The organism is uncultured Subdoligranulum sp., from assembly GCF_937890665.1.
Window position 1 is genome coordinate 1 of the sequence record NZ_CALADU010000047.1, and the last position, 6,094, is coordinate 6,094.

The window sequence follows — 6,094 nt, forward strand, 5'->3', positions numbered from 1 at the left end:
ACCACCACCATTCATTTTCGGGGTTGACTTTTAATAGTTAATCTTTCTGTATAAAGCGGGCCTATGCCGCGGTCTCTTTTCTGGCTCCAGTATACCATATTCCGACAAATTTGTGGATTACATCTTCCCAACAAAACGGCAACAAAAAAGGAACAGATGGCCGCAAGGCCATCTGTTCCGTAAAACTTGGGTTATTCTGCTTTTTGCCCCAACAGCTTCAGGTCGTCGTTGTCGGCAAACGCTACCGCCGCGTATCCGGCCGCTTCCAATGTGCCGAACTGTTTGCCCAATTTTTTGGCCTGCGGCAGTACGGTTACATCGTAGTCGGCGCGCAGCGTTTGGGCTTTGGCCAGCACGGCGGCAAAGTCGGCGTCCTTGCAGTAGAGCAGCGCCAGCCGCTTTTTGGCACCGGGAATCTGGTAGCCCTGCTCCAGCAGGATGCCGCAGACCCGCTCGAACCCGATGGAGAAGCCCACCGCCGGAACCTGCTGGCCGATGAACTTGCCTACCATGTTGTCGTACCGGCCGCCTCCAGCTACGGCGCCGCTGAACTGCGGGCAGGTGACCTCAAACACCATGCCGGTATAATACCCCTGCCCACGGACCAGACTGGGGGCGTAGGCAATCCCATACCGACCCGCGGCGATCTTCTCGCTGGTGGCAATGACATAGCGCAGATCAGCGGTCAGGGCATCGTCGTCCACCTTGGCGGCTACCGTGTCCAGACTGAAATCACCGGCCCGCAGGAAGGCGTCCAGTGCTTCCACGGCTTCGGCGGCGAAACCTTTCTCGGTCAATTCGTTCTTGACACCATCGGCACCGATCTTGTCCAGCTTGTCAAAGCTGATGCAAACCGAATCCAACTCATCGGCAGCAAAGCCCGTCTTTTCCAGCATGGCCCGCAGGATGCGGCGGTCATTGATGTTCACGGTGAACCCGGTAAAGCCGATGGCCAGCAACGCACGGGCGGTTACGTCGATGAGTTCCACCTCGGCGTTGGGGCTGGAATCGCCCAAAATATCGATGTCACATTGCACAAATTCCCGCAGGCGGCCTTTCTGGGGGCGCTCGGCGCGGTAGACGCGATCGGTCTGAATGACCTTGAACGGCGTGGGCAGTTCGTTGCGATTGGCGGCATAATAGCGGGAAAGGGGCAGCGTCAAGTCGTAGCGCAGACCCATATCGGACAGTTGCTTTTCGTCCCCGCTAGCCAGCGCCTTTTCCAGCTTGTCGCCGCGCTTCAATACTTTAAAAATCAGGTTGAGGTTGTCACCGCCATCGCTCTTGTCCAGATTCTCCATATCTTCCAAAATAGGGGTGGAGATCCGCTGGAATCCGGCGGCGCGGTAGGTGGCCAGAATCTGGCCCTGAATATAGTCGCGCAGTGCCTGCTCGTGGGGCAGCAGGTCGCGCATGCCTTTTAACGGCTGGGTTTTCATCGGCAATGGCTCCTTATTCTTATAATGTTATCATGATAAACTTCCCGCCGCATTTTGTCAATGCAAACCGGGCATACTCAAAACAGAGGGGAGTGGAAAGCCATGGCAAAACAGAACCGCGGTCCGTACATTTTGGCGGCGGGGGTCGGTGTTCAGATGCTTACCGGCATTCCGGCGGCATGGGGTGTTTTTCAACGGCCGGTAATGCAGGGATACAGTTTGTCCCGCGGTCAGGCGATGTTGGGCTTTGCCGTGTTGGTAGCCGCCTACGGGGTAGGGTGTGCTGTGGGCGGGCTGCTGCAGGACCGCCGCGGCCCCCGCACGGCGGGGTTATGGGGGACCGCCTTGCTGGCCGGGGGCTTCTTTGCGGCGGCGCTGGTGCCGGCAGGCAATGCGCCGCTCTTTTTGCTGGTTTACAGTGTGCCGGTGGGGGTAGGCAGCGCGTTTTTGGCACCCGCCGTCATGGCATGCGCCCAAAAATGGTATCAGAATCGAAAAGGATGGGCTACTGGGGTGACCGGAGTGGCGATGGGGCTTTCCGGTGCGTTTTTTACCCTCTTTGTCAAAGGCGTCGGTGGACGGTGGGGCATCCGCATCTGTTTTGCGGCGCTGGGGGCCATCATGCTGCTGGTTTGCGGTGCCGGGGCAGCCATTTTGCAGGACCCGCCCTGTACAGGGAACGCGAAGGCTGCCCAGCAGGGAATGAATCACCGGCAGATGATCCGCACCCGGGCCTACAAGCTGTGTGTGGCGGCGGTGGCGCTCAGCTCGCCGCCGGTGCTGCTCTTCAGCCCGGAGATCTTTTCCATTGCCGCCGACCGGGGACTGCCGGAAAACGCGGCTCCTTTCAGCATTGTGCTGGGGTCGGCGGCCAGTGCTGCCGGGCGGTTGCTTTGCCCGGCGGGCAGTGACCGTTTTGGCCGCAAGCGGGTGCTGTATCTCGTTTATCTGGGGCTGGCGGCGGGTTCGGTCTGGTTTGCCTTTGCACAAAATTGGTGGGTGTTGGCTTCCTATGCGCTCCTGACTTTTTTCTATTCCGGCGGGGCTGCGGTACAGCCTGCTTTGAACACCGACCTGTTCGGTCTGCGGCATGCCGGGGTCAACTACGGCTTTATTGCGTTGGGGATGAGCGCCGGCAGTCTGCTGAGTTATATCGGCAGTCAGGCACTGCCGTTAGCGGCCCGGCATTGGCTGGCTGGCGGCTGTGCATTGGTGGGATTATTTTGTGTTAGACTTGTAAAACCCGTGGGCGAATCTTGAAAAAACGCCTTGGGGCGTGTAGACTATAAACTATAAGGGTTATATCTCGTTTGGTTATCAATTTTGAAGGAGGACCCATGCAGCAAATGATCCGGCTGCGACAGTTCGCAGCGCGCTCAGCTACCGCTTTTTTGTTGGCGGTGCTTTGCGTTTACCCCTTATACATTGACAAATTTTCCAATCTCGGTGTGGTCAAATTCACCGGTGTTTGCACCCTGTCTTGGGCATTCTGCCTATGGATCGGCGCGTTGGCGCTGGTGGGAGCGGCTCCCCACAGTGGCCGATTCTCCGGCAAAGATACGACGCTTTGGGCGCTGGGGGCTGTGGTGCTCACCGGCCTTATTTCCACCGTGGCGTCCCTGTCGCCGATCTCTTCCTTCTGGGGATTGGGCGGCTATTACGGCGGGTTTATGATGGTGCTGTTTACCGCAGCCAGCTACCTGACAGTGCGGGCTTTTGCACCGCAGGACCTGCTCAATGGACTGACTTTCTGTGTGGGCATTACGACGGCCATCGTTACGGTGTTGTATGTGCTCAACATTTTTAATATAGATCTCATCGGCACCTATGCCGATACCGCCGTGGTGGAGCGCGCCCAGTTCTTCTCTACGCTGGGGCAGAAAAACTTCAACTCCGGGTTTATGGCGTTTGCGCTGCCATTGGTATTCTATGCCTTTTTGGTGGCACGGGGCGTACGGCACACGCTGTTTTATGGCGTGCCGGCCTTTTTCGGCGGTTTGGCCCTTGCGGTGGTGGATGCCGAAGGACTGGCATTGGGAATTGGGGTGGCTGTGCTGGTGCTGATGTGCCAGAAGATGTTCACCACCCGCACGCTGCGCCGCATTGCGGTCATCGGTGCGTTTTTCTTTTTCCACGCCGGGTGGATGCAGTACATGCGCACCCATGTGTATACGCAAGGTGGTAAGCCTATGCTGGCGGCGCTGGGCCATATGGGCGTGGAAGGTTTTGTGATCTGCACCTTGTTGTGGGCCGTGCTGCGGTTTGGTCTGCGGGGGAGGGAAATTCCTCTCTGGCGTGCCGGACGGGTGGTGGCAGCGGTGGCGGTGATCGCCACGGTGCTGCTCTATGCGTTGGCCAACTTCTGGCCGGGCTTCCCCAGTTTGGGCCGGTTGGACGATGTCCTGATCATCAACGACGATTGGGGCACCTACCGGGGCACCGCGTGGCGCATCACCTGGAGCACCTGGCTGGACCAGCCGCTGTGGCGCAAAATCGTGGGCGTGGGCACCGGCATGATGCACACCGCTATGATGGCGTGGGCGGGCAGCGATGTCACCGACCGTATGAAAACCTTCTATGCGGCCCATAATGAGTATCTGGAACAGTTGCTGACCACCGGCCTGCTGGGACTGGCCGCATGGCTGTGGTTTATCGCATCCCATCTGCGCAAGGCTGCCAAAAACTGGCTGCGGCCCGGGGTGGCGCCGGTGACGCTGGCGTTGGTCAGTTATCTGACCCACGCGGTGGTATCCATCCGGGTATCGATGATCTTCCCGGAGATTATGATGCTCTTTGCGCTGCTGCAGGTCTTCTGCCTGCCGCCGGAGGAAGAAACGCTTCCTCTGGAAAAAGCCCACCGCGGTAAGGGGAAAAAGGTCAAACTCGAAGCACAGCCCAAACCGGGGCTGGTTCGCCTTTGGGCACCCCCGGCGGTGGCAGCCATCGTCATGATGGCGGTGTGCGGGGCGGCTTCCCGGGTGCTGTTCGGTTTCTTGTTTTAAGAAAAAAGGGAAGAAACGGGGAAAAAACGAGGCGTTAGCATAGCCTAACGTCTTGCAAAAAACGCTTCGACCCTTTATAATAAACTTAGCTGTGAAAAGCCTAACAATATGCAAAGGAGAGAAAATTATGATCGAATACTCCGCACAGGTCAACAACATGTGCCCGATCACAAAAGGGCCCAAGCACGGTCCCGCGCCCATTCCCGAAGAGGGCGAATGGGTAAAGGCCTATAAAATTGAGGATATCAGCGGCTATACCCACGGTGTGGGCTGGTGTGCTCCCCAGCAGGGTACCTGCAAGCTCAGCCTGAACATCAAGAACGGCATCATCGAGGAAGCTTTGGTCGAGACCATCGGCTGCTCCGGTATGACCCACTCTGCCGCTATGGCTGGCGAGATCCTGCCCGGCAAGACCATTCTGGAAGCGCTGAACACCGACCTCGTCTGCGACGCTATCAACGTTGCTATGCGTGAGCTGTTCCTGCAGATCGTCTATGGCCGCAGCCAGACCGCTTTCTCTGAGAACGGCCTGCCTGTCGGCGCTGGTCTGGATGACTTGGGCAAAGGTCTGCGCAGCATGACCGGCACCATTTTCTCCACCAAGGCTAAGGGCGTTCGTTACCTCGAACTGACCGAGGGCTACATCCTCAAGACCGCTCTGGACAAGGACAATCAGGTCATCGGTTACCAGTTTGTCCGCCTCGGCAAGATGATGGAAGACATCCGCCACGGCAAGGATCCCAAGGAAGCCTACGAGAAGAACATCGGCACCTACGGCCGCTTCTCTGCCGAGCAGGGCGCTGTCAAGTACATCGACCCGCGTGAAGAATAAGAGAGGGAGGAACATACACTATGGCAACTTTTGAATCCCAGGAACGCCGTATGCCCAAGATCGAGGCCTGCCTGAAAGCCAATGGCTTGGAGAGCCTCGACGCCTGCAACGAAATGCTGCTGGCCAAGGGCATCGATTGCGATAAGATCATCCGCGGCATCCAGCCCATCTGCTTCGACAACGCCGTTTGGGCTTACACCCTCGGCACTGCCATCGCCGTCAAGCGCGGCCTGAAGAGCGCTGCTGAGTGCGCTGCTGCCATCGGCGAAGGTCTGGAAGCCTTCACGGTTCCCGGCTCTGTTGCCGAGCAGCGTAAGGTCGGTCTGGGCCATGGCAATCTGGGCGCCATGCTGCTGCATGAGGATACCCATTGCTTCGCCTTCTTGGCTGGCCACGAGTCTTTCGCTGCTGCGGAAGGCGCCATCGGTATTGCCCGTACCGCCAACAAGGTCCGCAAGGAGCCTCTGCGCGTTATCCTGAACGGCCTCGGCAAGGATGCTGCTATGATCATCAGCCGCATCAATGGCTTTACCTATGTCCAGACCGAGTATGACTTCAAGACTGGCGAGCTGAAGGTCGTCAACACCACCGCTTACTCCGATGGTGAGCGCGCTGCCGTTAAGTGCTACGGCGCCAACGACGTTCTGGAAGGCGTTGCCATCATGAAGGCTGAGGGCGTGGAAGTTTCCATCACCGGTAACTCCACCAACCCCACTCGCTTCCAGCATCTGGTTGCCGGCACCTACAAGAAGTGGGCCATCGAGAATGGCAAGAAGTACTTCTCCGTCGCTTCCGGCGGCGGCACGGGCCGTACCCTGCAT

At 58.2% G+C, this 6,094-nt stretch carries 5 protein-coding genes; 4 read left to right on the plus strand and 1 reads right to left on the minus strand.

Features of this window, described 5'->3' with window-relative positions; genetic code table 11:
• Positions 1-191: 191 nt before the first annotated feature.
• Complete coding sequence (gene hisS, locus Q0526_RS02680) at positions 192-1,439, minus strand: histidine--tRNA ligase (protein WP_298730606.1); 1,248 nt, start codon at positions 1,437-1,439, stop codon at positions 192-194.
• A 102-nt stretch (positions 1,440-1,541) separates the two neighbouring features.
• Between hisS and Q0526_RS02685 the strand changes: the two genes are divergently transcribed.
• The 4 genes from Q0526_RS02685 to Q0526_RS02700 form a co-directional block, all read left to right on the plus strand.
• Positions 1,542-2,699 carry an MFS transporter gene (locus tag Q0526_RS02685; RefSeq protein WP_298730607.1) on the plus strand — a complete coding sequence of 386 codons (1,158 nt, stop codon included), beginning with the start codon at positions 1,542-1,544 and terminating at the stop codon, positions 2,697-2,699.
• Positions 2,700-2,776: 77 nt separating this feature from the next.
• Positions 2,777-4,441, plus strand: coding sequence for an O-antigen ligase family protein (locus Q0526_RS02690; protein ID WP_298730609.1), 1,665 nt, complete (start codon positions 2,777-2,779; stop codon positions 4,439-4,441).
• Positions 4,442-4,571: 130 nt separating this feature from the next.
• Entirely contained in the window at positions 4,572-5,273 is a 702-nt protein-coding gene (locus tag Q0526_RS02695; protein WP_040917932.1) for a nitrogen fixation protein NifU, read from the plus strand.
• Positions 5,274-5,293: 20 nt separating this feature from the next.
• The coding region (locus tag Q0526_RS02700) for a GGGtGRT protein (RefSeq protein WP_298730610.1) at positions 5,294-6,094 on the plus strand (801 nt) is incomplete at its 3' end.

Bases quoted from the DNA above. Each gene is read 5' to 3' on its own strand.
- hisS (WP_298730606.1), bottom strand. From the start codon at position 1,439: ATGAAAACCCAGCCGTTAAAAGGCATGCGCGACCTGCTGCCCCACGAG.
- Q0526_RS02685 (WP_298730607.1), top strand. From the start codon at position 1,542: ATGGCAAAACAGAACCGCGGTCCGTACATTTTGGCGGCGGGGGTCGGT.
- Q0526_RS02690 (WP_298730609.1), top strand. From the start codon at position 2,777: ATGCAGCAAATGATCCGGCTGCGACAGTTCGCAGCGCGCTCAGCTACC.